Genomic DNA, 25,909 nt, shown 5'->3' with positions numbered 1-25,909 from the left:
TCATTTCCTCCACTGCGGGACGGGGGCCGTTCTCTCTTCACTGTCCTCGCTGTCGCCGAAGCCGAGCGCGGCCAGGGAACGCGAACTCTCGAAGATCTCCTCGACGAGCACGCGCACGGCCTCGTCGATCTGCTCCGCGCGGTGGTCGGCGGTGATGAAGAAGCGCAGCCGCGCCGAGCGGTGAGGCACCGCCGGGTGGGTGATCGGCAGCACGTTGACGCCGCGCGTCAGCAGCCTTTCCGACAGCAGCACCGCCTTGAGGGAATCGCCGACCATGATGGGCACGATGGCGTGCCCCTCGGCGGTTCCGGTCGACAGGCCGGCTTCCTGCGCCGCTTCCAGGAAATGGCGGGCATTGGCCTGCAGCGTGGCCACGCGCTCGCTCTCCCGCTGCATGGTGTCGAGTGCGGCGAGCGCGGCTCCGGCCGCTGCCGGCGGCAGGCCGACGCTGTAGACGAAGCCCGGCGCCGAGACCTTGAGGTAGTCGATCAGCGACTGCGGCCCGGCGATGTAGCCGCCGCACGAGGCGAGCGACTTGGACAGCGTGCCCATCCAGATGTCGACCAGCCCGGGGTCAAGGTCCGCCTGCTCGGCGATGCCCCGCCCGCTGGCGCCGAGCACGCCGATGCCATGCGCCTCGTCCACCATCAGCCAGGCGCCAAAAAGCTGCTTGAGCGCGACCAGCCGGGCGAGGTCGGGCACGTCGCCGTCCATCGAGTAGAGCCCCTCGACGACGATCAGCGCCCGGCGATGGCGCGGCCGTTCGACGGCCAGCATGCGTTCCAACGCGTCGAGGTCGTTGTGCGGAAAGCTCCGGCGCGCGGCTCCGGCGAGCTCGGCACCGACGATGACGCTGTTATGGATCAGCGCGTCGTGGAACACCGCGTCCTCGGCGCCGACGAGGGTGCCGATGGTGGTGACGTTGGCGGCGTGCCCGGAGACGAAGGCGACGGCGTCGTCCGCCTGGTGCAGTTTCGCCAGACGGGCTTCCAGTGCACGGTGAATGGGGCGCTCGCCGGCCACCAGGCGGCTTGCCGAGACGCTGGTGCCGTAATGCTCGATCGCCTCCTGCGCCGCCCGCCGGACCTCCGGATGGCTATTCAGGCCGAGATAGTCGTAAGAGGCGAAATTCACCAGTTCCCGCCCGTCGATCCGGGTCAGCGCGCCGGCGCATCCCTCATGCGGGCGAAAGAACGGATTGGCGATGCCGAGCGCCTCGCCCGTGGCGCGGACCATCAGCAGCTCGTCATAGCCGGGCAGCGTCTCGAAGGAGGTGTCATAGGCGAGCTGGGGCGCGGGGGCGACCTCTACCGGCCTTTGGCGCATGCGGGTGAGCAGCGCGGCTCTGGCGGCGGCATCGAGTTGCATGCCGTTGCTGTGCAGGGTCATCGCAGCAGGCTCCCGTCGCGGCGGTCCGACGTCGCCTTTGCCTTGAGAGCCTCCATCGCCGCCACGGACGGTTCGACGCGCAGGTGCCGGTCGATCAGCCGGGCGCTCTCCTCGGGGATGTGGATGGTGGGAGCGGGAAGTGCCTCGCCCACGCTCTCGGCGGCGGGGCGCAGCTTGCGGGTCATCCTGTCGGCGACGTCCTGCAGCGTGGCGCCGGCGCCGAGTCCCAGCATGGGCAGCGCTACGTTGTGGCGGCGCTGCATTTCCATGTCGAGCTCCAGCCCCATCAGCGAATCCATGCCGATGTCGCCGAGTGGACGTGATGGATCGATCGTGTCCGGCGGCAGGCGCAGTATGCGGCCGAGTTCGACGGTCAGCAGGCGCAGCACCGTCGCCCGCGCCTCGTGGTCGCTTTGCTCACGGATGAGCGCGATAAGATCGGCCTCGCCGCCGGCGTCGGTGGTGTCGTCGAAGCTGGGGCGCAACGCGGCGAAGCTGGCCCCGTCCATCACCGCCAGTTCGCGCCCCGCCCGCCAGTCCACCGGCGCATGGACCATGACGGGCGGCGTACCGACATCCGCCAGGCAGGCGCCGAGATGGTCCAGTGCGGCGGCGGCGGTGAGCATGCCGAGGCCGAGGCGGCGGCTCAGCTTCTGTGAGGTCACCGCGTCGCGCGCCAGCACGCCGGCATCGGAGATCGCGCCCCAGGCGATGGCAAGCGCGGGCCGGCCCTCTCTGCGTCGGCGGCGGGCAAGCCCTTCGAGATAGGCGTTGGCCGCGACATAGGCGGCCTGGCCGGGATTGCCGATCAGCGTGGTGGCGGAGGAGAACAGGACGAAATAGTCGAGGTCCAGCGCGGCGGTGGCCGCGTCGAGATGGCGGGCACCGTCGACCTTTGGTGCCAGCACCTTCTCGAAGCGGTCGCGGTCGAGATCGCGGATCAGTGCGTCGTCCAGCACCATGGCCGTATGAACCACGCCTGCGATGCGACCATGCTGGGCATGAAGCCGTCCGATCAGTTCGGCGCAGGCGTCGGCATCGCGGACGTCGAGCCGCTCGGCGACGATTTCCGCGCCATCGACCGCCAGCGGCGGATCGATGACGCCGCGCCGCGACGCCACCACGATGTGGCGTGCGCCCCGCGCCGCCAGCCAGCGGGCCGTCTCGCGGCCGAAACCGCCGCTGCCGCCGACGACGAGGTGCACGCCCTCCGGGGCGGCGGCGAAGGTTCCGAGGGATGTCCGGGCAGCCGGCGCGCATGCCGGCGGGCGGATGAGGATCTTGCCGACATGGCCAGAGCCCTGCATCAGCCGGAAGGCCGCGCGCACCTCGTCGGAGGTGAACGCGCGATAGGGCAAGGGCCGCAGAGTGCCAGCCTCGAAAAGGCGCCCGAGCTCGGCGAGCAGGTCCGCGACCAGCGCCGGACGGGCGGCGATGAGCTGGTCGGCATCGACGCCGAAATAGGTCAGGTTGCGGGCGAAGGGCCGCAGGCCGAGAGCCGTGTTCGCGACGAAATCGCGCTTGCCGAGCTCGACGAACCGACCGAACGGCTTCAGCGTCCGCAGCGACAACTCCATCGGCCGCCCCGCGAGCGAGTTCAGCACGACATCGCAGCCTCCCTGCGCGCGCAGCATCGCGGCGAACGCGGTGCTGCGCGAGTCGTGCACCGCATCGGCGCCGAGGAGCCGGATGAGGGCACGCTTTTCCGGTGAGCCCGCCGTGGCGACGACGCGCGCGCCGCGCATCCGGGCGATCTGCATGGCGGCCAGCCCGACGCCTCCGGCGGCGCCATGGATCAGCACCGTCTCGCCGGCCTCCAGCCGGGCGCAGTGCACCAGCCCGTACCATGCGGTCAGAAAGGCGACCGGGAGCGTGGCCGCCGCGTCCGGGCCGATGCCGGCGGGCGCTCGCAGCACGGCGGCGGCGGGAACGGTGACGTGGGTGGCGAAGGCGCCTGGCGCGAAGGCGACGACAGCGTCGCCCGGCCGGACATCGGCGACGTCGGCGCCGATCCTGGCGACGCTGCCTGCGCATTCAAAACCGAGCGTCGGGCCGGCGAAACCGTTGGCCAGCATGTCATCGCCGATGAGCCCCTGCGCGAACATCACGTCACGGAAATTCAGCGCCGTGGATTCGATCGCAATCTCGACCTCGCCGGTGCCGGGCGCGCGGCGCGCCTCGGACTGCCATGTCAGACGATCAAGCGAGCCCGGCAGCGCCATGGCAAGGCGGGCGACGGTATGGGTCCTGTCCGCTCGCGGCGGCATCGCCGATGCCAGGCGCACCGCCTTCAGGCCGTCTCGATCAAGCACCAGTTCCCGTTCGCCGGGCAGACCGACAACGGCACGGGCCAGATCGGCTGTCGCCGCCTCGTCGATGACGGGCCTGTCGACGGCGATCAGCCTTATGTCGAGATCGGGGTATTCGTTCATCGCCGTGCGGCCGAAGGCCCACAGCGCGGCGGCGGCGGGGGCGTCGCCCAATGGATCGCCATCCACCAGCAGTCGCAGGGACGGCTGTCTCGCACCGGAGCGCAGAGCCTCCAGCAGCGTACGAGCCTCGTCAAGCGTGTCAGCGAGGCGGCTGGCGGGCGCGGCGGCGTCCTGTCCGCCCGCGAGCCGCCAGACGAGCACGCTGCCTGACGCCGCAACCACCGGGGATGACGGGTCGGGGCCCAAGATGAAGCCGGCATCCGAGATCAGGCAGGAACGTGCTCCCTCCCTCAAAAGGGCGATGAGAGCGGTCATGGCCACCTGGTCGTCCATTGCCTCGGCCGCGGGCGAGGCGAGAACCGAGATGTCCATCGATGCGCGCGCCCTTCGGCATCGCCGGGCGCCCCGCACGGTGTCCGCCGCGTCGATCGCCATCAACCGGGCAAAACCGGCCCTGGCAAAGCTGTGGGAGACAAGCGCGCCACCCGGCCGCAGCGCCGCACCGAGCCGTCGGGCGGTCTCGCCGGCCGGATCGAGAGGCAGACGAGGGTCGAAATGAAGGACGAGATCCGCCGCCGGCAACGCGCCCTCATCGCCCAGGCAAATCGCTGCCGACGGGCGGATGCGATCGGCGAGAGCGGGGCGGGCGGTGGGGTCGGACGGCAGGACGGTCAGGGTGATGCTGCCCGCCTCGACAAGGGGAAGGAGAGCCTCGACCACGGCGCCATGCCGCTCCACCGCGATCACGGACAGCGGCGCGTCGAGATCGCGTGCGGCTTCGGCAACCAGAGCGGCTGCCTGCTCGGCGAGGGCGCTGGCGGCCGGCGATGCGCTTTCCCACTGGTCGATGAGGCCGGTGGAGTGGACGATGTGGAGCGTGCCGCGCAAATGGTCCGCGAGGTCGGTGGCGAGGCGGGCGCCGATGGCGAGTTCGGCCGCACGGTCGGGCGCGAGGCCCGCGATCTCGTGCAGCAGCGGCTCGGGCGCCGGCAGGTCGCTCTGCGGCTGCACGCGCCACCCCTCGCCCTCGGTGTGGTGGGCGAGCCCGCCCTCGGCCAGAAGGTCGAGCAGGGACAGGAAGACCGTCCGGCGCTCCGCGGCCAGCCGGCCCTGTTCGACCAGCGTCTCCACGTCGAGTGGTGCGTCGGCCAGAAGCGCGTCACCGGCAATGTCGATTACGGCCCGATGGGCAATGGCATAGGCAAGCGCGTCCAGGATCAGGGCGTCGTCGGAGGCCGGGACATCGTCGGCGGCGTCGAGGAATGCCTCGACGCGCCGGGCGGCCTGCGTCGCCGCCGGACCGAGCCGGACGTAGCTCTGGCGAAAGTCACGGTCGAGCGTATCGCTGGCGGCGAGCGCCGCCGCCCGAAGTTCGACCCCTTCGATCTCCGCGATCGCCGCATCCGACTCGTCGAACAGGGCGAGGTCGAGTTCCAAGGCGCGCGCGCTGGCGCGGCGGATCGTCAATGAGGCACGCACCGGGAGCGCCGAGCTCCGCACGGTGAGCGCGGCGAAACGAACCGGCAGGAAAGCGGTGCCGGCCTTCACCGGCAGCCCCTCGGCCGCGAGGACCAGACCGTGCAGCGCGGCGTCCGCCAGCGTCGGTGCGAGCACATAGGCGTGCTGCGGCGTGTCGGGCGTGTTCAGGGCGAGATGGATTTCCGCGCCTACGCGCCGGGCGGAACGGACAAGACGGAAGGCGGGTCCATAGTCGAGGCCGAGCCGGGAGGCCGCGGCGTAGAGAGCCTCGGCATCGATAGAGGCTCCGTCCCGCTGCGCGGGCGGGCCGGGGGGCGGTGCCGCGGCGCTGTCGGCCAGCACGCGGCCCCGCGCGTGGAGGTTCCAGTCCTGCAGGCCGCGGATGCGGGAGGAGATGGTAACGCCACCTGTGGAATCGATCGCCACCCGTGTTTCGACGCTCTCGCCGGGCGACAGGCGAAGGGCAGCGAGGATGACGAAATCCTCGACCCGCAGTTGCTCGGTGCGGAGCCTTTCGCGCCCAGCCGCCAGCGCCATCTCGGCCAGAGCCGTGGCCGGCAGCACGACATTGCCGCCGACCTTGTGGTCGGCAAGGAAGGGGTGGGTGTCGATGTCGAGCGTGCCCCGCCATTCGCAACCGTCCGCGAGCAGTCGCGTGCCGAGCAGCGGATGATCGGGGCCGGTGCCGCCGATGAGGTCGATCGCCTCCGCGGAGCGCGGCGGACGGATCGGCTGTCGCGCCCAGGGGGTCTTCGGCAGATCGACACGGCCGGGGGCGACTGGCGCGCCGAAGAGCTTCTCCTCGTCCACCGCCGCGCCGTTGACCAGCGCGGCGAGCAGGCTGCGCTCGACGGGATCTTCCTCCGCCGTGTCCTTCTCCTGCAGCGAAGCGAGCACGGTCGCCGTCCGTCCCTCGTCGGCGAGGATCTCCCTGAGGAAGCCGGTCAGGACAGCCTTTGGCCCGATCTCCATAAAGATTCCGATGGAGCTGTCGCGGGCCATGGTGCGCACGGCCGCGTCGAACTGCACCGGCTGGCGGATGTTGTCCCACCAGTAACCGGCGTCGAGCGACGAATCCTCCACGCACTGTCCGGTAACGGCGGAGATGAACGGGATCGACGGCGGGCGCGGCGACAGCATGGAGAGCGTTTCGAGGATCGGCTCGTGCAGCGGCCCCATCGCAGGCGAATGGAAGGCGTAGTCGATGGAGAGCCGCTTGCCGACCACGCCCAGCCCGCGCGCGCGCCGCAGCACGGCGTCGATGGCTGGCGCGGGGCCGGACAGAGTCAGCCCCTTCGGGGCGTTGACCGCGCCGATGACGACCTCCGCCTGGGCGGTGGCGTCGATCAGTTCGCGGGCCTGTTCCGGGCTCGCCATCAGGAAGGCCATGGAGCCGGAGCCGCGCGTGCGGCCCTGCAACTGGCTGCGCCAGTAGATGAGCCGGACCGCATCGAGCAGGCTCAGGGCGTCAGCGATATGCGCGGCGGCGATCTCGCCGACGCTGTGGCCGACCACTGCCGCGGGCACGCAGCCTGCCGCCATCAGGGCGCGGGCGAGGGCAACCTCGAGCGCGAAGATGAGCGGCTGGGCCATCTCGGTGGAGGCGAGGGCCGCGTCGTCCGGGGGCTGCCGGAAGGCCTCGGCCAGTGACCAGCCGGCGAGCGGCTTGAAGACGGCGTCGATCTGTTCGACGCCGCGACGGAAGGCCGGGCTGGCCTGCCACGCCGCGTGACCCATGCCGGCATACTGCCCGCCATTGCCAGTGAAGACGAAGGCGACCGCGGCATCGGAGCCTCGTGGTGCGCCGCGCAGGAGCGTTCCCTCGCCTGTCCCGGCGACGATGCGGCGGAGCTTCTGCGGGACGTCAGGCCCGTTCAGCGCTATCGCCAGGCGATAGGGCAGCGTTGCGCGGCCATGCGCGGCGGCGTGGGCGAGGCGTTCGGGTGCCGGCTCGTTCTCCAACCTGTCGGCATAGGCGTCGGCGAGGGCCGACAGGGTCTGCGGATCCGGCGCGGAGATCATCAGCACGGGGGCGGTGGCCCGCGCATCGACCATCGGCCGTTCGTGCGCGTCCGGCAGGCGGATGACGGCATGGGCATTTGTGCCGCCAAAGCCGAAGGAGGAGATGCCGGCCATACGCACCTCGGCGTCGAGCGCGAGCGGCTCGGCGGCGGGGTGCAGGTTCAGCGCCTCGAAATCGATGTGCTGGTTCAGCGTGTCGAGGTGAAGCGAGGCGGGCAGTTCGTGCCGCTCCAGCGCGTTCAGCGCCTTCAGCAGACCGGCCAGGCCCGAGGCGGGTTCGAGATGGCCGATATTCGACTTCACCGAGCCTATGGGCAGCGGGGAGGAGCGCCGGCCGCCGAGCGCCGCGCCGATGGCGCGGGCCTCGGCCGGATCGCCGACCAGCGTGCCGGTGCCATGGGCTTCGATGAAGGCGAGCTTCTGCGGGTCGATGCCTCGGCGCACATATAGATCCTCGAGCAGCCGCTGCTGCGCCCGGCTCTCCGGCATGGCGATGCCGAGCGTGCGGCCATCGGAATTCGTGCCGCTTGCCATCACAACGGCGCGCGGCGTCCGGCCGCCGCTGCCGAGACGGCTCAGGACCGTGACGACACCGCCCTCGGCGCGGACATAGCCGTCCGCCGCGCCGGAGAAGGGGCGGCAGCGGCCCGTCGGCGAAAGCATCCCGGCGCGCGAGAAGCCGATGAAATTGAAGGGGCTCGCCAGGATGTTGACCCCGGCGACGACGGCCGTATCGATCTCCCCGCTCTCGATCGCCTTCACCGCCCGGTCGAAGGCCACCAGGGAGGAGGAGCAGGCCGTGTCGATGGTGAGGCTCGGGCCGGTGAAGCCGAAGACGTGCGAGATGCGGTTGGCGATGATCGACAGGGCATTGCCGGTCACGAAATGCGCGTCGGCGGCCGCGATGTCGGAAATGAAATGGAGGGAGTGGTCGAGCGAGGAGGCGCCGACGAAGACCCCGACATTCGCGCCCATGCGCGATGTCAGCGGGAGGTTGGCATCCTCGAATGCCTCGCGCACCAGTTCGAGCAGCAGCCTTTGCTGGGGATCGATCTGCTCCGCCTCGCGCGGCGACAAGCCGAACGCGCCGGGGTCGAAGCCGAATATGTCGTCCAGCACGCCGGCGGCGAAGCTGTAGGTCCGGCCCGGCGTACCGCGAACCGGATGCAGGAAGCGTTCGTGTGACCATCGAGTGGCCGGAATCTCGCTGACCGAACATGCGCCGCGGGCCAGCAGGGACCAGAAGGCGCCCTCGTCCGCGGCGCCCGGCAGCCGGCAGGCGCAACCCATGATCGCCGCAGCGTGCAGCGGCTGCGGGAAATCGGGAGAATGGGCGGAATCCGCGCCGTGAACGATGCTATCCAATCGGCACCTCATCTGAAATCTGCCGGGTGTCGGCGCGCGGCCGTGACGGACCGGGCCTCCACGGCGCAGTCCGTTCCGGGGTGGGGACGCCGGCGGCGCCTACTCCCCGGATGCGGAGGTCACCACCCCGAACGGTGTCGAATCGTCCGGTGCCGCTTCCGTCTTCCAACGGGCTCGATCGATGCGCTGCTGGATTCGTGTCGAAACCGCATCGGTCCATCGGGCGAAGTCATATTTCTCGGAAACCCGGGCGAAGCCCGCCCCGGCACGGGCGGCACGCAGATCGGTGTCTGCCGCCGCCAGGTACATGCCGCGGGCCGCCGCCTCGATATCGGGAATGCCCCACTGGCCGATATAACCCCGGCTCGCCAGATATTCCGGCGGCGCCGGCGTCTGCTGCACCGGGACGAGGAAGGCACTCTCGGCGTCGCAGAAGTCCTGCGAGCCGGAATAGTCGGAGACAACCACCGCCTTGCCCGCAAGCATGGCATCGGCGATGAAGTAGCCGAAGCCCTCCGAGCGATGCAGCGACACCATCGCATCGACGCTCCACATCAGCGTCCAGTATTCCTCGGCGGTCAGGTTGCCCTCGACGAGCGCGATGCGATCATCTCCGGCGATCCGCTCCTCGATTTCCTCCCAGTAGGAGTCGATGTTGCTCCAGTGACCGGGATTGACCTCGCGGATCTTGATCAACAGCCGCACGTTGAGGTCGCTCTCCTCGAACGCACGCTGGAACGCCTTCACCACGTCGAGGGGGTTCTTGCGTACGATGGAAGAGCCGAACTCCGCTGCCGTCAGGAAGATGAATTCGGACGGTTCACGCCGGAAGCGGTCGAGGAAGGAGACGTGGGCAAGGGGAGCATGCAGCCCCTTGTCGACGACGGTTACCGGCACCGGGGTGATCTTGCGATAGGCCTCGGCGACGTAGTTGCTGGGCGTCCAGATTTCGTCGACGGCGAGCGCGCCGAGGGTGTGGTTCGCCGGCGGACGGTCGCTCTCCCACAGGTAGAAGCCGATGATGTGGGCGTCCTCGCAGAGGCCGGCAAAGCGCGCGATCATCTCCGGCGCCCGGTCGGCATTGACGCACAGCAGGACGACGCGGGCGCGTACGCCGACCGTCGGGTTGTAGCTGCTGTCGGGATTGACGCAGGAGCCGTCGTCCGCGTTGAACACCAGCGGCGAGAAGGACGACAGCGCCTCGACGAACATGCTGAGATTGCGCCCGAGGCCGCTCTCATTGGCATGGCCGATGATGACGAGGTCGCGTCGGGGCATTTCGTCCCGCGCGGCGACGGGGGGCGTCTCGACCCGTCCCATCGCCGACAGGGCCGACAGTTCGGGGACGAGGGAATAGACGTCGTGAAGCAGCCGCTCGCGCCAGAAGTCGGTGCCGCGCTCGGCGACCGCCACATCCGGATGGGGCGTATTGGCAAGGATCGAGATCAATGCGAGGTCGAAGCGGGTGAAGTCCGGGGTGCCGCCGGCGCCCCAATAGGCACGCCAGACATGCGGGGTGAAGGAGAGCCGGTCGGGCTGGGTGACGTCGAGCGCCACCTCCTTGAAGCTGGTGAGACGGATGAAGTTCTCGTCGCGCAGCTGACTGCCGAGCCCCTGATCTTCCAGCAGGAACAGCCAGTACCAGCTCCAGGGCAGATCGCGATTGCGGAACATGTCGGCCGGCGCGGACAGAGAGCGTCGCAGGCCGTCGGAGACCAGCTTGACGTTGTTCTTGTCGGCGATGAAGGGCGCGGTGGCGAACTTGTACTGGACGAGCCGCAGGCCTTCCTCGGTGAAGATGTCAATGTGCGGATAATGCCGGCGCCAGAAGGCGAAGAGGGTGAGGCTGATCTCGTGCTTCATCACCCGCCGGTTCATCACCGGCTCGCTGAGAAGGGCATGGATCTCGTCGGTGAGGCAGAAGACGTGGCGCTTGTACCAGTCCTCGAATACCTCCGAAACGATCCAGTTCGCCACCGACTGCCCGCCTGACAGCTTGCTTTTCAGCTCCAGGCGGTTCGCCATGTAGCGGGTGTAGACGGAGGCGCGCCAGCGGGCCGGCGGCTCGTCGGACGTCTCCAGACGGCGGGTGACGTTGGGAATCTCGTGCCAGACGAGATGGCGCAGGCGCGCCTCGCGGGCGCCGGCCCCGATGCCGGTGACGAAGTGGGAGAGTTCCTCGCGGGTTTCCGGGTCGGTCCAGAACGAGGGCGCGGCGAAGGCGCCGCCAGCCGCATGCGCGCCGTCGACGCGCAGCACCATTTGCCGATGCGCGGACAGGCGGTAGCCGGTGGCATGAATGGGAATGTAGGCCTCGGGCGACGTCGTGTGCTCGAAGACGAGGCTCCCCTCGACCTCAAGGCGCAGCGTGACCGGCTTCATCAAATCGCCCCGGTGGAAGCCCCAGGCGACACACTGGCCATCCTCGACGAACACGCCGCCGAGCACGTCTTCACCGTCCGCGATCCGCAAGTAATTGTGGCATGATCTGACAATTTCGCACGCGTCCTGAAGTTGTTCTTCAGGTTTCATGTCGTCGCCACCCATCCGCCTTTCGCGCAGATTCTGAACCGGCGAGCTCAGCCCCTCCGGTCCGTAATCGCGTCCAGCCTGATGCCCGAAGGTCTCAAAATTCATGAGCCACCCGTTTTGCTGGTCGAGCGTTTCAACAGAATCGCCCTTCGAACACCCTCAAGGCGTCCAGAGAGGATGTGCGTCATGTGCATTGCAGCATCAAAAATGACGGCCTGTCTAGATACTGATCGAGGTATTATTTCACATAAATTAAGCAATCGCGGTACAATATAACCTAATTCGACAATAATCGACTCAACAATGCAAATAGACACATTTTCGAATGATTTTTCTGTCGGTATCGTTGAATCAATTGCTAATCTCATCGGGTAATTAGACTCATCAGGTTGAGGCGACAACGTGAACGTAAGGAATATGGTGCGAATTTACCGAGTGACGATGCCTGAATGTGAGGTAATTCTGGATAGTGGGACAGATTCTCATGCTGCGCTGCGGTAGTAAATTTCTGGCGTTGCAATCTGCCGTGGTATGCCAGCGAGCCCTCATCTCGGTGAGAGTTGCGGAGCGCCTGCGAACCGCCTCATCCGACCATCGAGGGGCGATAGAACGCATTCGCCGGCTCTAGGTTCCCCGACTTCGGATATTTCAATCGGAGTAGACAAGTGGAGTAAATCGAACAATGATATTGGAAAGATGGATTCACAAGGCGGGATTGTGAGCATGGATATTACGAATCTGCTTGAAGCGCGTGAGGTATTATGAAGACACCTCTCGAGGCAATGGTCCGCAGCGAGGGCGAGGTGCGGCTCGGTTGGGCGGGTTCGACCACGCTGATGGACTATCTGAACTTCGAGGATGCGCTGAGCCCGGTCATGACCGCCATGGTCGGGGGGGTGCCGGTGCGGCGCGTGCCGGCGAAGTCGCGCTCGGTGCGGATGGCGGCGATCGGCGCTATCGGCCACACTTTCGAGGGCGGCCAGGTGCATGTGTGGGGGACGGGTTGCTCACCCTGGAAGAACCCGTCGGCCCCGGTCGAACGGCGGGTCGCCTTCGCCCCGCCCGGTCACGGGGCGATGATGCTGCATGCCACCAGCGGCCCGGTGGCCGAGCGCCTGATGGCCAATGGCGGCCCGCGGCCGGGCCTCTACGGCGACCCGGCCTGGCTGTTGCCGCGCTTCTATCGCCCACGCATCCGCAAGAAATGGAAGCTCGGGGTGATTCTCCACCTCTCGGAGCTGGCCGATCGCTCCCATGAGGCGCGGCCCCTGCCGGCCTTCGCGCGCTACCGCATTCCCGCCGGGTTGGAGAACGACGTCCACCTCATCACCACGGTGACGCCCCTTGGCGTGCCGGCGCTGAAGGCCAAGCTCGACGAGATCCTCGCCTGCGAGCGCATCGTCTCGACGAGCATGCACGGGCTGATCGTTGCCGAGGCCTATGGGATTCCCTGCCTCTATTTCCCGCCGCTCGCCGAGCCGCGTGGGCTCGGCCGGCTGGCGCTGGATCCGGAAGGCCCGGCGGACCTGCGGATCGTCGACCTCTATCTCGGTCTCGGCCGGCGCCACGTCCCCGCCTATTTCCAGGATCGCGGCCTGCCCACCGACTGGCAGGCCGTGATGGATGCGGTGGACCGCGCCTGGGAAGGTGCCGAATTCGATGCCGAGCGGCTGATCGAGGCATTCCCGTTCACGCCGTCCCCGCTCAAGGCGCCGTCGGGCAAGAGCATCTGGGAGCATCCGGTCATAAAGGGGCTGACCTTGCAGCACGACGTGGCACTTCTGCGCCAGCAGGACCGCGACGCCGAGAACGCCGAACCGATCGTCGTGGGACAGGTCGAGCCGCAGGCGCGGGAACCGGAGCCGACGGCGGCGCGCGGGGGAGGCGCCGCGGCGTCGGCGGTGACGAAGGTCGTTGGTCCCGAGAAGGCACCACCCGCCGCGATGACGGCGGGCCTCGCCACTCTCCTGCGGATGAATGCCGAGCGGATCTCCATTCCGCTCTCCTGGGCGGCGACCACGCGCGAGAGTCCGCATGCCAATCTCGGGGATACGTTGAGCGCGCTGATCGTGGCGGGAATGGCGGGCGTCACCGTCCGGCGCGCCGGCTTCGACCAGCCGATCGAGCGCATGGTCGCGGTGGGCACGATCGGCCACAACCAGCGCAACGGCAACCTGCATTTCTGGGGCACCGGCGTCGACGCCGAGCGCAACCCGGTCGATCCGCTGGTGCGCGGCTATGTGCGCCCGGCCGACACCGAGTTCCACATTCACGCACTGCGGGGGCCCAACAGCGCCCGCACGCTGCGCGCCGCCGGCATGGAGGTCCCAAACATCTTCGGCGATCCGGTGTGGATGCTGCCGCGCTTCTGGCCGATGAAGGAGGTCGAGAAGACCCATGACCTCGGCGTCATCCTCCACATCACCGAGCTGGAGGACCGCACGCCGGAAGCCGGCGTCAAGCCGGCGCTGCGGCGCTACGCGGTGCCGGGGGCGTTCAAGGACCGCATCCGGCTCATCAATACCCATTGCCCGCCCACCGCCGAGGCCATGCGCGCCAAGGTGGCGGAGATCGTCTCCTGCCGCGCGATCGTCTCCACCAGCCTGCACGGCCTCGTCATTGCCGAGACCTATGGCATCCCCTGCGCCTGGTTCGCTACCTATGGCGAGGGCGAGGGCCGGATGCTCGACCTCGGCAATCCGCAGCACCAGATCGATCACCGCATGCGCGACTTCTACTCGGGCGTCGGGCGGACGACGCTGTCCTCCTATTGCCTCGACCGTTCCAAGCCGACGGACTGGGACGCGGTGCTGGCCTGGGTGCACGGCAAATGGCGGCCGGTGAGTTACGATGACCGGCCTCTTATTCGCGCCTTTCCGCTGCCGCTGGCGGTATTGCCGGAGGAGATGAACTGGCCGTTGCCGGCCGAGATCGTCGATCGGATCGACTATTGAGCGGCGCGGGTGCGGACCGCGCCGGAGCCCCTGGTTTCGGCCTGCCGATATGGCGAACGGCGTTGCCGGCGCCATGCCGGGTGGAGCCGGGGGGCGGCAGCGGAGACGCCGTGGCGGCGGCATTCGGCCGTCGCTGCTTCCTGTTCCTGCAGGGGCCGGCTTCGCCTTTCGCCATACGCCTCGCGCGGGCTCTGCGCCGGCGGGGCGCACGGATCGTGAAAGTGCATCTGTGCGGCGGCGACCTGGTGTTCTGGCCCGGTCGCGCGCGCCTCTATCGCGGCCGGCCGGAAGACTGGCCGGTCCATGTGGAGCGGCTCATGGCCGAGGAAGCGGTGACGGACCTGGTGCTGTTCGGCGACTGCCGGCCCTACCACGCGCCGGCGGTGCGGATCGGGCGCGCGCGCGGCCTGCGCCTGCACCTGCTTGAGGAGGGGTATGTGCGGCCGGGCTGGATCACCTGCGAAGCGCACGGCGTTAACGACCATTCCGATCTCCCGCGCACCCCTGGCGCTGTCCTCGATGCCGCCTGCGGAAATACTGAGCCGGCGAGGGAGCGGGCGCCGCTTGCCGAGCCTTTTGCCCGCCGGGCTTTCTGGGATGTCGCCTGGCATGCTGGCCACGCCGCGCTGGTTCCGCTGTTTCCCCATTACCGGCGCCACACGCTGGCGCATCCGGCAGTGGACTATGCCGGCTGGATCATTCGTTGGCTGACAATGGCCCGCGCGGCGCGGCGCGACCGCGTCGCGAAGGCCGCGATCGCCGGCGGGAAGCCCTATTTCCTGCTGCCGCTGCAACTCGAAGGCGACTATCAGATGCGGGTGCATTCACGCTTCCGCTCCGTGCAGGAGGTGGTGCGCCTGGTGCTCAATTCCTTCGCGCGCACGGCGCCGGAGGAGGCGCGCCTCGTGGTCAAGCGGCATCCCTACGATACCAGTCTGCCGGTAACCCGCCGGATGGTGGCGAATCTGGCCGATGAGCACGGCATCGGTGCGCGCGTGGTCTTCATCGAACGCGGCGATATCGACACCCTGGTGGCTTCGAGCGCCGGCGTGGTGCTGGTGAATTCGACCACGGCCTTGCCGGCCCTGCAGCATGCGAGGCCACTGAAGGTGCTGGGCCGCGCCACTTACGACATGCCCGGGCTGGCGCATCAGGGAGAACTCGACGCTTTCTGGCGTGAGGCGGCGCCACCGGACCCGGTGCTCGTGCGGGCCTACCGGCGCGTCGTGCTGGCGCGCACGCAGGTCGCCGGCGGCTTCTTCTCCCCGGCGAGCATCGAGCGCGCCGTTGAGGGCCTCCTCGCCCGCATGGCGACCGAGGAGGTGCGACCGGCATGAGCGGGCGGCACATCCTCATCACCGGGGCCTCGAACGGGCTTGGCGCGGCGCTGGCCCGCCACTACGCGCAGCCGGGCGTCGCATTGCTTCTGACCGCCCGCAACGCCGCGCGGCTGGGGGGCGTGGCCGAGGAGTGCCGCGCGCGCGGCGCGCAGGTGACCACCAGGATCCAGGACGTGCAGGACAGCCTGGCGCTTTCCCGTTTTGTCGCCGAGGTGGATGCCCGCACGCCGATCGACACGGTGATCGCCAATGCGGGCGTCGAGGCGAGCCTCGGCCGCGAGGGAGAGGCGGAGCCGCTGCAGGAGGTGCGCGCGCAGATCCGCACGAATGTCGAGGGTGCGATCGCGACGGTGCTGCCGCTTCTGGATTCGATGCGTGGGCGCGGAGCGGGGCGGGTCGTGCTCGTCTCGTCCCTCGCCGGGCGCATGCCGGTGCCCGACCAGCCGACCTACAGCGCCACCAAGGCGGCCCTGATCGCCTTTGGCGAGGCGCTGCGCCCCGTGCTGGCGGCGCGCGGGGTGCGCCTCACCGTCGCCTGCCCCGGCTTCATCGCGACCGGCATGAGCGGGGAGTATCGCGGATGGCGGCCGCTGCAGTGCAGCGCCGAGCGCGCCGCCGCCACCATTGCCGCGGCGGTGGATCGGGGGGCGCGCAGCGTCGCCTTCCCCCTGCCGCTGGTGATGCTGGTCTGGCTGGGGCGCTGCGTGCCGGCGGTACTGCGGGAAGCGGTGCTGCGGCGATTCTTCGCGGCCCATATCGACGGCGTCCGAAGGGGCGGATCAGCGCCGACCGTCGATGCGGCGGCGCCGGCCGACAATTACCTCTAGCGCTGCAAAAGGGCGACTGCGATGTCGTCGTTAGCAACGTAAAAACAAGTCGTTAGATTTAATTCATTCAATATTCAAACGATATACTTATCGTAACTTAATATTGACGTGCTTTGTATAACGTATATCATTAGATATATATAGTATATATGTACCTATTCGGCAATTAAATACCGAAATAGAACGCTGAACGTGAGGAGAAAAACCGATGGCCGACTCCAAGATCGTCCCTGTCATTCTCGCTGGAGGCTCTGGCACCCGCCTTTGGCCGATTTCGCGTGACTCGCTGCCCAAGCAGTTCCTGCCGCTCTCGACCTCCGGCGCCACGCTGCTTCAGGACACGTTGCAGCGCGTTGCGCAGGGAGACCTGTTCGCCGCGCCGATCATCGTCACGCATGAGGAGTTCCGCTTTTTCGCCCAGCGCCAGGCGCGTGAGATCGGCGTGGAGCCAACGGTCATGCTCGAGCCGGTGCGTCGCGATTCCGCGCCGGCGCTGCTCGCCGCCACGCTGCTCGCCCAGAAAATGCATGGCGAGGAGACGACCCTGCTCGTCCTCGCCGCCGACCATGTCATCGGCGACATCGACCAGTTTCATGAGGCGTGCCGCAAGGCGCTCTCCACGGCGCGGTTCGGTCATATCGTGACATTCGGCATCACGCCGACCGAGCCACGCACCTCCTATGGCTATATTCGTCGCGGCGCGGCGCTGAACGGCGGCGCTGCGGCGCTGGTGGAAGCCTTCGCCGAAAAGCCGAACGCCGAGACGGCGCGCGATTACGTCGAGGCCGGCTACCTCTGGAATTCCGGCAACTTCCTCTTTCCCGCCCATGTCATGATGGAAGAGGCGGAAAGCTTCGAGCCTGAGATCGTCGACGCGGTGCGTCGCGCGGTTTCAGGCTCCACCAGCGATCTTGGATTCTGCCGGCTGGGTGCGGACTTCCACGCCGCGCCGAGCCTTTCCATCGACTACGCCGTGCTGGAGCGCACTAGCCGGGCGGCCGTGGTCGAGGGCCGTTTCCCCTGGTCCGATGTCGGCAGCTGGAATGCCCTGCGCGAGATCAGTGCGCCGGACGAATGCGGCAATGTGAAACGTGGCCCGGTGCGCATGGTCGACGCCACCAACTCGTACATCCATTCCGAAGGGCCGCTGGTCGCGGCTGTTGGCGTGGAGGGGCTGTCGGTCGTGGCGACGGGCGATGCGGTGCTCATCATGCCCTCGGAGCGCTCCGAGGAGGTCAAGCACCTCGTCGCCTCGCTCAAGGCGGAGCGGCGCAACGAGGCGACCGAGCATCCCCGGATGCACCGCCCCTGGGGCAGCTACGAGACGATCAACCTCGGCGGCCGCTTCCGCGTGAAGAAGATCATCGTCGATCCCGGCGAGCGCCTGTCGCTGCAACGGCACCATCACCGTTCGGAACACTGGATCGTCGTGCACGGCACGGCCGAGGTCACCGTGGATGAGAAAGTGTTCATGGTTCAGGAGAACGAGTCGACCTACATCCCGCTCGGCGCCGTCCACCGCCTTACCAATCCGGGCCGCATTCCGCTCGAGCTCATCGAGGTTCAGGTCGGCTCCTATCTCGGCGAAGACGACATCGTCCGTCTCGACGATGTCTACAACCGCGTCGAGGCCGCAGCGCCCGTCGCCGTCTCCTGAACCGGATCAGAAGGAAAAGCGACGTGACCGAAGCCACTTTGCGCAAGATCGTCCGCGACAAGGGCGCCGTTCCGCTCACCTGGGCGGCCGCCACGCGGGTTCAGCACTATCTCAACCTCGGCGACGCCCTCAGCCCGGTCATGGTGGCCCTGCTGTCGGGCAAGCCGATCGTCCATCAGGCGCATGACGCCGGCAGCGTGCGCATGGCGGCGGTCGGTACCATCGCCCAGAATCTCAAGGGAGGCAACGTCTCGGTATGGGGCACCGGCTCGTCGCGCTACATCAATACCGGGCAGGAGGGCGAGCGTATTCCGTTCCTGCCCGACCCGGCGGCGCGCTACCGGGTGTATGCCACGCGCGGGCCGGTGAGCCGCGCGCTTCTGGGAGAGGAAAACGCCGTCGGCGCGCCGGTCTTCGGCGATCCCGTCTGGGCCCTGCCGCGCTTCTACAATCCGAAGATCGAGAAGAAGTGGGAGGTCGGCGTCATCGTCCACCTCTCGGACCTCGACGGCCGCTCGCTCGACGCGATGCCGCGCGAGGCGTATGAGCGCTATCACATACCGGCGGAGTTCGAGGGCAGCGTTCGCATCATCAACACGCTGACGGCGATCAGCGCGGAATCGATGCGCGAGAAGCTCGACGAGATTCTCGCGTGCAAGCGGCTGGTTTCCACCAGCCTGCACGGCATGGTGTTCGCCGAGAGTTACGGCATACCCTGCCTGTATTTCTCTCCGCGCGGCACGCCGGAAGGGTTGATCGGCCGCGCTATGGATCCCGATGACGGCTACGACCTGCGCATCACCGATCTCTATCTCGGCCTCGGCATCCCCTGCATCCCGGTCTATGTGCAGCGGCGCAACAAGCGCACCGACTGGGAGCACCTGATGTGGTCGATCGACACGGCGTGGAAGCCGGTCGACTTCGACATCGATCCGCTCATCGAAGCCTTCCCGATCGATCTCGCGCCGATCACCGCGCCGAAGGGCGGAACCGTCTTCGACCACACGCTGATCCGCGACATTCCCTATGCGCATGGTGGCGGCGCGCCCGTGCCGGCGCGGCCGAAGGTTGCGGAGGCCCATGCTGTTGCGGGGTGACGCGGGCGGCACGGGCGCCGCACTCCGGAGAACGGCGGTTGCGTCGATGCCCTCGCGGCCGTCACGCGACCGGACCGTGATGATCGACGGCTACAATCTCGCGCTCGAGGCGGGCACCGGCGTGGCTACCTATGCCCGCAATCTCAGCTTCGCGTGCGGCGATCTCGGCTATCGGACGGAGATCCTCTACGGCACGCGGGCCTCGCCCAGCGCGGACCGGCTGCTGCGGGAGATATCGTTCTTCGACTCCAATGCCGGCTCGCCCTCGCTGATGCTGGAGATCGCCCGGCGGCTGAAGCAGCTCTGCACCTCGCCGCTGGGCGTGCGGGCGCGGGAGGTGCCGTTGACGGGCCGGGTGATCACCCGGACCTTTCAGTCGCGCCTGCCGCATTACGACAGGATATGGAACGCGCCGGAGCTGTTCTCGCGCAGCTACTGGCACTTCCATGCCTACCGGCACTTCATGTCGGTCGGCGGGGTCACCCGCCCGGACCTGATGCACTGGACCTATCCGCTGCCGATCCGGCTGCCGGGGGTGCCCAACATCTACACGCTGCACGACCTCGTGCCCCTGCGCCTGCCGTTCACCACGCTCGACAACAAGAAGTTCTACAAGCGGATGATCCAGGGCGTGCTCAAGCGCGCCGACCACATCGTCACCGTCTCCGAGGCCTCGAAGAGGGACATCGTCGACCTGTTCGACTATCCCGAAGAGAAGGTGACGAATACCTATCAGGCCGTCTCAATCCCGGCGAAATATGCCGACAAGCCGGACGAGCTTGTGCGCGAGGAGGTGGAGGGAGGGTTCGGGCTCACCTACAAGGGCTATTTCCTGTTCTTCGGCGCCATAGAGCCGAAGAAGAACATCGCCCGTCTGATCGAGGCCTATCTCGCCGCGCAGGTGACCGAGCCGCTGGTGCTGCTCGGCAAGACGGCGTGGAAGGCCGGCGAGGAGCTGCGCTTCCTCAACGAGGGCAGCAACCGCTATCTTGAGCAGCTCGACAACCTGACCTTCGTGCGCGACCGGGTACGGCGCTTCGACTACGCGCCGTTCCCGTTGCTGGTGAGCCTGATACGCGGCGCCAAGGCGCTGGTGTTCCCTTCGCTCTATGAGGGCTTCGGCCTGCCGGTACTGGAAGCGATGTCGCTCGGCACGCCGGTGATCAGCGCCAACACGGCGTCGATCCCGGAAGTGGCGGGCGATGCCGCGCTGCTGGTCGATCCTTACGACCCGCGTGCCATCGCCGACGCCATCAAGACACTTGCCGTCGATGCCGAGCTGCGCGCCGCGCTCTCCATGCGTGGCCGGGCGCAGGCGGCGCTGTTCTCCGAAGAACGCTACCGCAACCGGCTGGCCGCCCTTTACGACCGACTGCTGCCCGAGACTGCGGCGGCGAGCTGATATCGGCATGGTCACGGTGCGCGGGGGCGCGCAACCATCTGCCCGGCAGGACGTGCGAGATCATCGGCGCCTGAAGCGCTACATGGGTGGGCGCCGTGCGCCTCGGCGAGCCGCAGCCGGCCGATCCGGTAAAGGCATGGCGCCCGCGCCTTATCCGTCATCTGCCCCAGACGTCCTGCATCGCGGAACTGGCGAGCGAGCAGGCGCGTATGCCGGAGGCAGGCGACACCACCGGCCTCTCCGGCTCCACCCGCGGCTACAGCGACACCTCCTTCGATGCCGATGGGCGGGCCTCGTCGGGCCAGCGACAACTGGCACATCGGCGCCCAGGGCGGCAACCAGTGGGGCGCGCCCGCCCTGCGCGCCGGTCTCGCCTATAGGTGGCAGGATGTCTCGACCTCGCGCGCGGAGGTGTTCCCCGGCTACGCCGACAGCCTGAGCGCCGGCTACAATGCCGGCCTGTTCCAGGCTTTCGGCGATCTCGGCTGGCGGCATTCGCCGCCTTCGAGCCCTTCGCCAATCTCGCCTATGTCAGCCTCGACACCGACGGCTATGGCGACACGCGGCGGACCGGAGCGCCGATCAGGCGCGCCGGTCCTGGTAGCGGTGCCAGGGATGCATATGGTTGGCCACCTGGACCGCGATCGGATGGAATGGCACTGGCTTCATGGCGGTGACCGGCAGCGGCATCTCGTCGTCGCGCCGCCGCCCGGCTGCCCAGCGGCCGATCTCCTGTCCGAGCGCGAGGGCGAGCGCGACGCCGCGCCCCGAATACAGGCCGCCGAAGACGAGGCCGGGGGCCAGGCGGAACAGCCGCGGCCGACGGTCCGGCACCACCGCGAAGGTGCCGCTCCAGTATTCGTTCATGCGCGGCGAACCACCCAGCGCCGCGAAGGCCTTGCCCAGCATGCGCGAAACCTTGGCGCGGCCGCGCTCGGCCTCGTCGTGCCAGAAGGTGTGGGTGCCGCCGCTCACCAGCCGGTGGTCGCGATCATAGTGGAAGTAGCGCATGTCGGCGCGCATGTCCGACACCGCCGGGTTGCCGACGAGGATCTGCGCCCGCACCTCCGCCGGCAGCGGATCGGTGGCGGCCTGGAACACCTTGAGCGGGATCAGCGTGCGCTTGAGGCCCGGCCAGATGTCGCCGGTGAGCGCATTGGTGGCGAGCACCACCTCCGGCGCGGTCACCGAGCCCTGCGCGGTGTGGACCCGCCACCCGGCGCCGACCTTCTCCAGCCGCAGACCGCGGGAGTTCTCGAAGATCCGCGCCCCCTCGCGCTCCAGCGCCCCGGCAAGCCCGACGGTCAGAGCGAAGGGATTGATGTGACCGGAATTGTGCATCATCCAGCCCCCGAGATAGGGGCTGCCGATGCGCCGGCTCACCTCGTCGTGGTCGAGCCAGGAGACGGTGGCGCCGAAGGCCTTCCACTCGTCGTGGAACGTCCGCGCCCGCGCCAGCGTCGCCTCGTTGTGGGCGGGCTGGAGCCAGCCGTCCTGCACCTGGTGGGCGTCGATGCCGAAGCGCTGCATCAGCCCGAAGGCGACGCCGGCGGCGTCCGCCACGAGCCGGTTGTAGCGCTCGCCATGGAGCCTGCCATAGGTCGCCTCGAACTCCGACGGCGAGGCCTTGGAATGGTGCGAGATGACCAGCCCGTTATTGCGACCGGAGGCCGCGGAGCCGATCTCGTTGCCTTCGAGAAGGATCACGGCGGCGCCGCTGTCGCGCGCCCCGAGCGCCGTGGCGAGGCCGGTGAACCCGCCCCCCACCACCAGCACGTCGCAGGAGTCGTCGCCCGTCAGCGCCGGCGCCGTACGGCGGGCGACAGCGGTCTTGCGCCACAGATGAGGGGTCTTCCAGTCGACCTCAAACATGCAGCGTCTCCTCGGTGGCGCCGCCCAGATAGGCCTCGCCGAGCGCCGAATGGGCGGCGATCTCCTGCGCCGGACCATGCAGGCGTATCCGCCCGGTGTTGAGCAGATAGGCGTAGTCGCCGCATTCGAGGGCGAGCTGCACGTTCTGCTCGACCAGCAGGATCGAGATGCCGGCCTTCGACAGGTCGAGGATGATGCGGAAGATCTGGTGCACGACCTTCGGCGCGAGGCCGAGCGAGGGCTCGTCGAGCATCAGGAGCACCGGCTCGGCCATCAGCGCCCGGCCGATGGCGAGCATCTGCTGTTGGCCGCCGGACATGCGGCTCGCCATGCCGTTGCGCCGCTCCTTCAGGATCGGGAACAGCTCGAACACCTCGGCGCGCAGCGTCTCGAAGCTCTTGCCGCCACGCCCGATATGGGCGGCGACGAGATTCTCCTCGACGGTGAGCCGCTGGAAGATCTGCCGTCCTTCCGGGCAATGGGTGAGGCCGAGCCGCACCACCTGCTCCGGCTTGGCGCCGGTGATGTCGCGCCCGTTGAAGGTGATGCGACCGGCAGTGGGCCGGGCGACGCCGGAGATCGAGTTGAGCAGGGTCGTCTTGCCCGCGCCGTTCGGCCCGAGGATGACCACGATCTCCTGCCGGTCGACCTCGAGGTCTATGCCTTCAAGAACGCTGACGCGCCCGTATCCCGAGCTGAGCCCGGCGATCCTGAGCAGCGGTTCGGATGTCGTCGATGTCATTGGCGGTCCCGAGATAGGCGAGCTGAACGTCGGCGCTGTGCTGCACCTCGGCGGGGGTGCCCTCGAACAGCTTCTGGCCATGATGCAGCACCACGATGCGGTCGCAGAGCGTCATGACGAGGTCCATGTCGTGCTCGACGACGATCATGATGCGGTCGGGCACCCGCAGCTCGGCGAGCTTGGCGGTGAGTTCGGCGGTCTCGTGATGGTTGAGGCCGGCGGCCGGCTCGTCGAGCAGTAGCACGCGCGGCCGGGCGACGAGGGCGCGGGCGATCTCCAGCATGCGCTGGCGGCCATAGGGCAGGCTGCCGGCGTCGCTCTCTGCGTAGCCCTGCAGATCGAAGAAGCGCAGCACGTCGCGCGCCGCCTGCTGGCGGCGAGCCTCGCGGGTCCGCTTGTAGGGCGGCCACAGCACCTCTTTCCAGGTGCCGCCGACATCGGCCGGGTAGAAGCACACTTCGAGGTTCTCGAGCGCGGTCATCTGGTCGAAAAGGCGGATGTTCTGGTAGGTGCGGGCCACCCCGGCGCGGGCGATCTCGTATTTCTTCAGCGTGTCGAGCCGGCGGCCGTCCAGGGTGATTTCGCCGGCGGTGACGGTATAGGAGCCGGCGGCCATGTTGATCAGCGTCGACTTGCCGGCGCCGTTGGGGCCGATCACCCCGTAGATCAGACCCGGCTCGAAGGTCAGCGATACGTCGTCGATGGCGACGTGCCCGCCATATTGCTTGCGCACATGGTTAAAGGCGAGGGTCATCTGCCGAACAGCCCCCTGACGAGCTTCTCCGGGCCGATCGAGCGCGGCACGATCCCGGCGGGTCGGGCGATGATCAGCACGATCATCAGTATGCCGAGGAACAGCACCCGCCACTCGGCAAATTCGCGCAGCATCTCCGGCAGCAGGATCAGGATCGCGGCGCCGGCGACGATGCCGAGGATGTTGCCGATGCCGCCGATGACGATCATCAGCACGATCAGCACGGATTCCTGCAGCGAAAAGCTCTCCGGGCTGACGAAGCGCTGCGAGGCGGCGAAGATCACTCCGGCGATGGATCCGATCGCCGCCGAGGTGGCGAAGGCGGCCAGCTTGGCGTTCGTGGTGTTGATGCCGATGCCGCGTGCCGCGTCCTGGTCCTCGCGGATCGCCGCCCAGGCCTTGCCGAGGATGGAGCGCTCCAGGCGCCATACCAGCAGCCCGGCGACCGCCACGACGACGACGAGCAACACGTAGATCTCCGCCGGTCGTGCGACCTCAAGACCGGCGACGGAGGCCTTGTCGAGCCGCGCCACGCCCTTCGGTCCGCCGGTGACCGTGTCGAGATTGTTGACGAGGATGCGGATGATCTCGCCGAAGCCCAGCGTGACGATGGCGAGGTAGTCGCCGCGCAGCTTCAGCACCGGGATGCCGAGCAGCACGCCGGCGATCACCCCGAGCGACACCGCGATCGGCAGGATCGCCAGCAGCGGCAGGTGCAGGCCGAGCTGCGAGCTCGCCAGCAGCGCATAGCTGTAGGCGCCTACCGCGTAGAAGGCGACGAAGCCGAGATCGAGCAGTCCAGCGTAGCCGACGACGATGTTCAGCCCGATGCCCAGCAGCACGTAGATGAGCAGGCTGTTGGCGACACGAATGTAGTAGTTCGGCAGGAAGGGCGTCACCGCGACCAACGCGACGATCAGCGCCAGCACCAGCAGGGCGACCGGGCGGCTGACGCGCGGGGCGGCGCGCAGGGAAGGCGCGTCGGCGGGCATCAGAATTCCCTCTTGTAGACCATGCTCTCCTCGGACACCGGCTCGCCGAGGATGCCGGCCGGCCGGACGAGCAGCACGAGGATCAGGATGGCGAAGGCGAGCACGTCGCGGTACTCGGTGCCGAGCAGCCCACCGGTGAGGAGGGGCAGCAGCGCGGTGCCGGCAACTTCGACGAAGGCGAGGATGAAGGCACCGAGCACGGCGCCGGGGATCGAGCCGATGCCGCCGAGTATGGCGGCGGTGAAGGCCTTCAGGCCCACGACCGCACCCATGGTCGGCGACATGATGCCGTAATAGCTCGCATAGAGGATGCCGCCCGCCGCGCCGAGCAGGGCTCCGGCGAAGAACACCATCGAGATCGCGAGGTCGACATTGATGCCGAGCAGACGCGCGGTCTGACGGCTCTCCGACACCGCCCGCACGATGATGCCGATGCGGCTGCGGTTCACCATCAGCGACAGGCCGCACATCAGCACGAAAGCGGCGACGAGGATGCCGATCTGCACAAGGGTGACGGTGCCGCCCATCACGTTGTAGGTGACCGACGGAAAGAAGCTCGGAAACGCCACCGGCTGCGGGCCGGCGAGGATCTGCATGCCGGCGACGAGGGCGAGCGAGGCGCCGAGCGAGGACAGCATCGGCGCCAGCCGGGTGGAGTTGCGCAGCGGCTTGTAGGCGAGCCGCTCGATGAGCACGCCAGCGCCGCCCACCGCCACCACCGCGACGACGAAGGCCGCGGCGAGCGTGAGGGCGCCTGCCGAATGCACGTCGCCTGCCATCAGCGCGAGGGCGAGGAAGGCCGCATAGGCGCCGAGCATGAACATTTCGCCATGAGCGAAATTGATCATCCGCAGCACGCCGTAGACCATCGTGTAGCCGAGCGCGATCAGGGCGTAGATCGAGCCGATGGTCAGGGCGTTGACGGCCTGTTGGAAAAGGATTCCGAGCATGGGCGTCCTGTTCGGGAACGTCGGGGCGGCGGGCGATCGGCACGGCGCGATCGTCCGCGCTGGAGAGGCCCGGCAGGGGTGGCGGGCGCACTGTTCCCGCCGC

General features: G+C 68.2%; 14 protein-coding genes and 1 pseudogene. 7 read left to right on the top strand and 8 right to left on the bottom strand.

Annotated features, from left to right (window positions below; translation table 11 throughout):
* From AC1PZ7_RS21350 to AC1PZ7_RS21340, 3 genes are all read right to left on the bottom strand, one after another.
* A complete protein-coding gene (locus tag AC1PZ7_RS21350) occupies positions 1-1,389 on the bottom strand; it encodes an aminotransferase class I/II-fold pyridoxal phosphate-dependent enzyme (protein WP_482357194.1) in 1,389 nt (462 codons plus the stop codon).
* Complete coding sequence (locus tag AC1PZ7_RS21345) at positions 1,386-8,687, bottom strand: type I polyketide synthase (protein ID WP_482357193.1); 7,302 nt, start codon at positions 8,685-8,687, stop codon at positions 1,386-1,388. Before AC1PZ7_RS21345 ends, AC1PZ7_RS21350 begins: the two co-directional genes overlap by 4 nt.
* A gap of 99 nt (positions 8,688-8,786) precedes the next feature.
* The gene (locus AC1PZ7_RS21340) at positions 8,787-11,159 is read right to left on the bottom strand and encodes a glycosyltransferase (protein WP_482357192.1); all 2,373 of its coding nucleotides are present in this window, start codon (positions 11,157-11,159) and stop codon (positions 8,787-8,789) included.
* A gap of 821 nt (positions 11,160-11,980) precedes the next feature.
* Between AC1PZ7_RS21340 and AC1PZ7_RS21335 the strand changes: the two genes are divergently transcribed.
* The 7 genes and pseudogenes from AC1PZ7_RS21335 to AC1PZ7_RS21305 all read left to right on the top strand — a co-directional run.
* Positions 11,981-14,173 (top strand): polysaccharide pyruvyl transferase family protein, encoded by a 2,193-nt coding sequence (locus AC1PZ7_RS21335; protein WP_482357191.1) that lies wholly within the window; start codon positions 11,981-11,983, stop codon positions 14,171-14,173.
* A 110-nt stretch (positions 14,174-14,283) separates the two neighbouring features.
* Entirely contained in the window at positions 14,284-15,510 is a 1,227-nt protein-coding gene (locus AC1PZ7_RS21330) for a capsule biosynthesis protein (RefSeq protein ID WP_482357190.1), read from the top strand.
* The gene (locus tag AC1PZ7_RS21325; protein ID WP_482357189.1) at positions 15,507-16,340 is read left to right on the top strand and encodes an SDR family NAD(P)-dependent oxidoreductase; all 834 of its coding nucleotides are present in this window, start codon (positions 15,507-15,509) and stop codon (positions 16,338-16,340) included. Before AC1PZ7_RS21330 ends, AC1PZ7_RS21325 begins: the two co-directional genes overlap by 4 nt.
* 208 nt (positions 16,341-16,548) lie before the next feature.
* Entirely contained in the window at positions 16,549-17,997 is a 1,449-nt protein-coding gene (locus tag AC1PZ7_RS21320) for a mannose-1-phosphate guanylyltransferase/mannose-6-phosphate isomerase (RefSeq protein ID WP_482357188.1), read from the top strand.
* 23 nt (positions 17,998-18,020) lie between these two features.
* Entirely contained in the window at positions 18,021-19,094 is a 1,074-nt protein-coding gene (locus tag AC1PZ7_RS21315; protein ID WP_482357187.1) for a polysaccharide pyruvyl transferase family protein, read from the top strand.
* Between the two features lie 46 nt (positions 19,095-19,140).
* On the top strand, positions 19,141-20,496 hold the full coding sequence (locus AC1PZ7_RS21310; RefSeq protein ID WP_482357186.1) for a glycosyltransferase family 4 protein: 1,356 nt from the start codon (positions 19,141-19,143) through the stop codon (positions 20,494-20,496).
* A 276-nt stretch (positions 20,497-20,772) separates the two neighbouring features.
* A pseudogene (locus tag AC1PZ7_RS21305) lies at positions 20,773-20,931 on the top strand (hypothetical protein); the annotation flags it as partial.
* A gap of 147 nt (positions 20,932-21,078) precedes the next feature.
* Here the strand turns inward: AC1PZ7_RS21305 and AC1PZ7_RS21300 are convergent.
* The 5 genes from AC1PZ7_RS21300 to AC1PZ7_RS21280 are packed head-to-tail and all read right to left on the bottom strand — an operon-like array spanning position 21,079 to position 25,806.
* Complete coding sequence (locus tag AC1PZ7_RS21300; protein ID WP_482357185.1) at positions 21,079-22,368, bottom strand: NAD(P)/FAD-dependent oxidoreductase; 1,290 nt, start codon at positions 22,366-22,368, stop codon at positions 21,079-21,081.
* The gene (locus AC1PZ7_RS21295; RefSeq protein WP_482357184.1) at positions 22,361-23,110 is read right to left on the bottom strand and encodes an ABC transporter ATP-binding protein; all 750 of its coding nucleotides are present in this window, start codon (positions 23,108-23,110) and stop codon (positions 22,361-22,363) included. Before AC1PZ7_RS21295 ends, AC1PZ7_RS21300 begins: the two co-directional genes overlap by 8 nt.
* The gene (locus AC1PZ7_RS21290) at positions 23,034-23,864 is read right to left on the bottom strand and encodes an ABC transporter ATP-binding protein (protein WP_482357183.1); all 831 of its coding nucleotides are present in this window, start codon (positions 23,862-23,864) and stop codon (positions 23,034-23,036) included. The genes AC1PZ7_RS21295 and AC1PZ7_RS21290 overlap by 77 nt, the downstream gene beginning before the upstream one ends.
* Positions 23,861-24,856 carry an ABC transporter permease subunit gene (locus AC1PZ7_RS21285; protein ID WP_482357182.1) on the bottom strand — a complete coding sequence of 332 codons (996 nt, stop codon included), beginning with the start codon at positions 24,854-24,856 and terminating at the stop codon, positions 23,861-23,863. Before AC1PZ7_RS21285 ends, AC1PZ7_RS21290 begins: the two co-directional genes overlap by 4 nt.
* The gene (locus tag AC1PZ7_RS21280) at positions 24,856-25,806 is read right to left on the bottom strand and encodes a branched-chain amino acid ABC transporter permease (RefSeq protein ID WP_482357181.1); all 951 of its coding nucleotides are present in this window, start codon (positions 25,804-25,806) and stop codon (positions 24,856-24,858) included. The genes AC1PZ7_RS21285 and AC1PZ7_RS21280 overlap by 1 nt, the downstream gene beginning before the upstream one ends.
* Positions 25,807-25,909 lie beyond the last annotated feature (103 nt).

The organism is Ancylobacter sp. TW_SC_1 (assembly GCF_056836805.1).
This window is presented reverse-complemented; position numbering and strand designations above follow the sequence as displayed.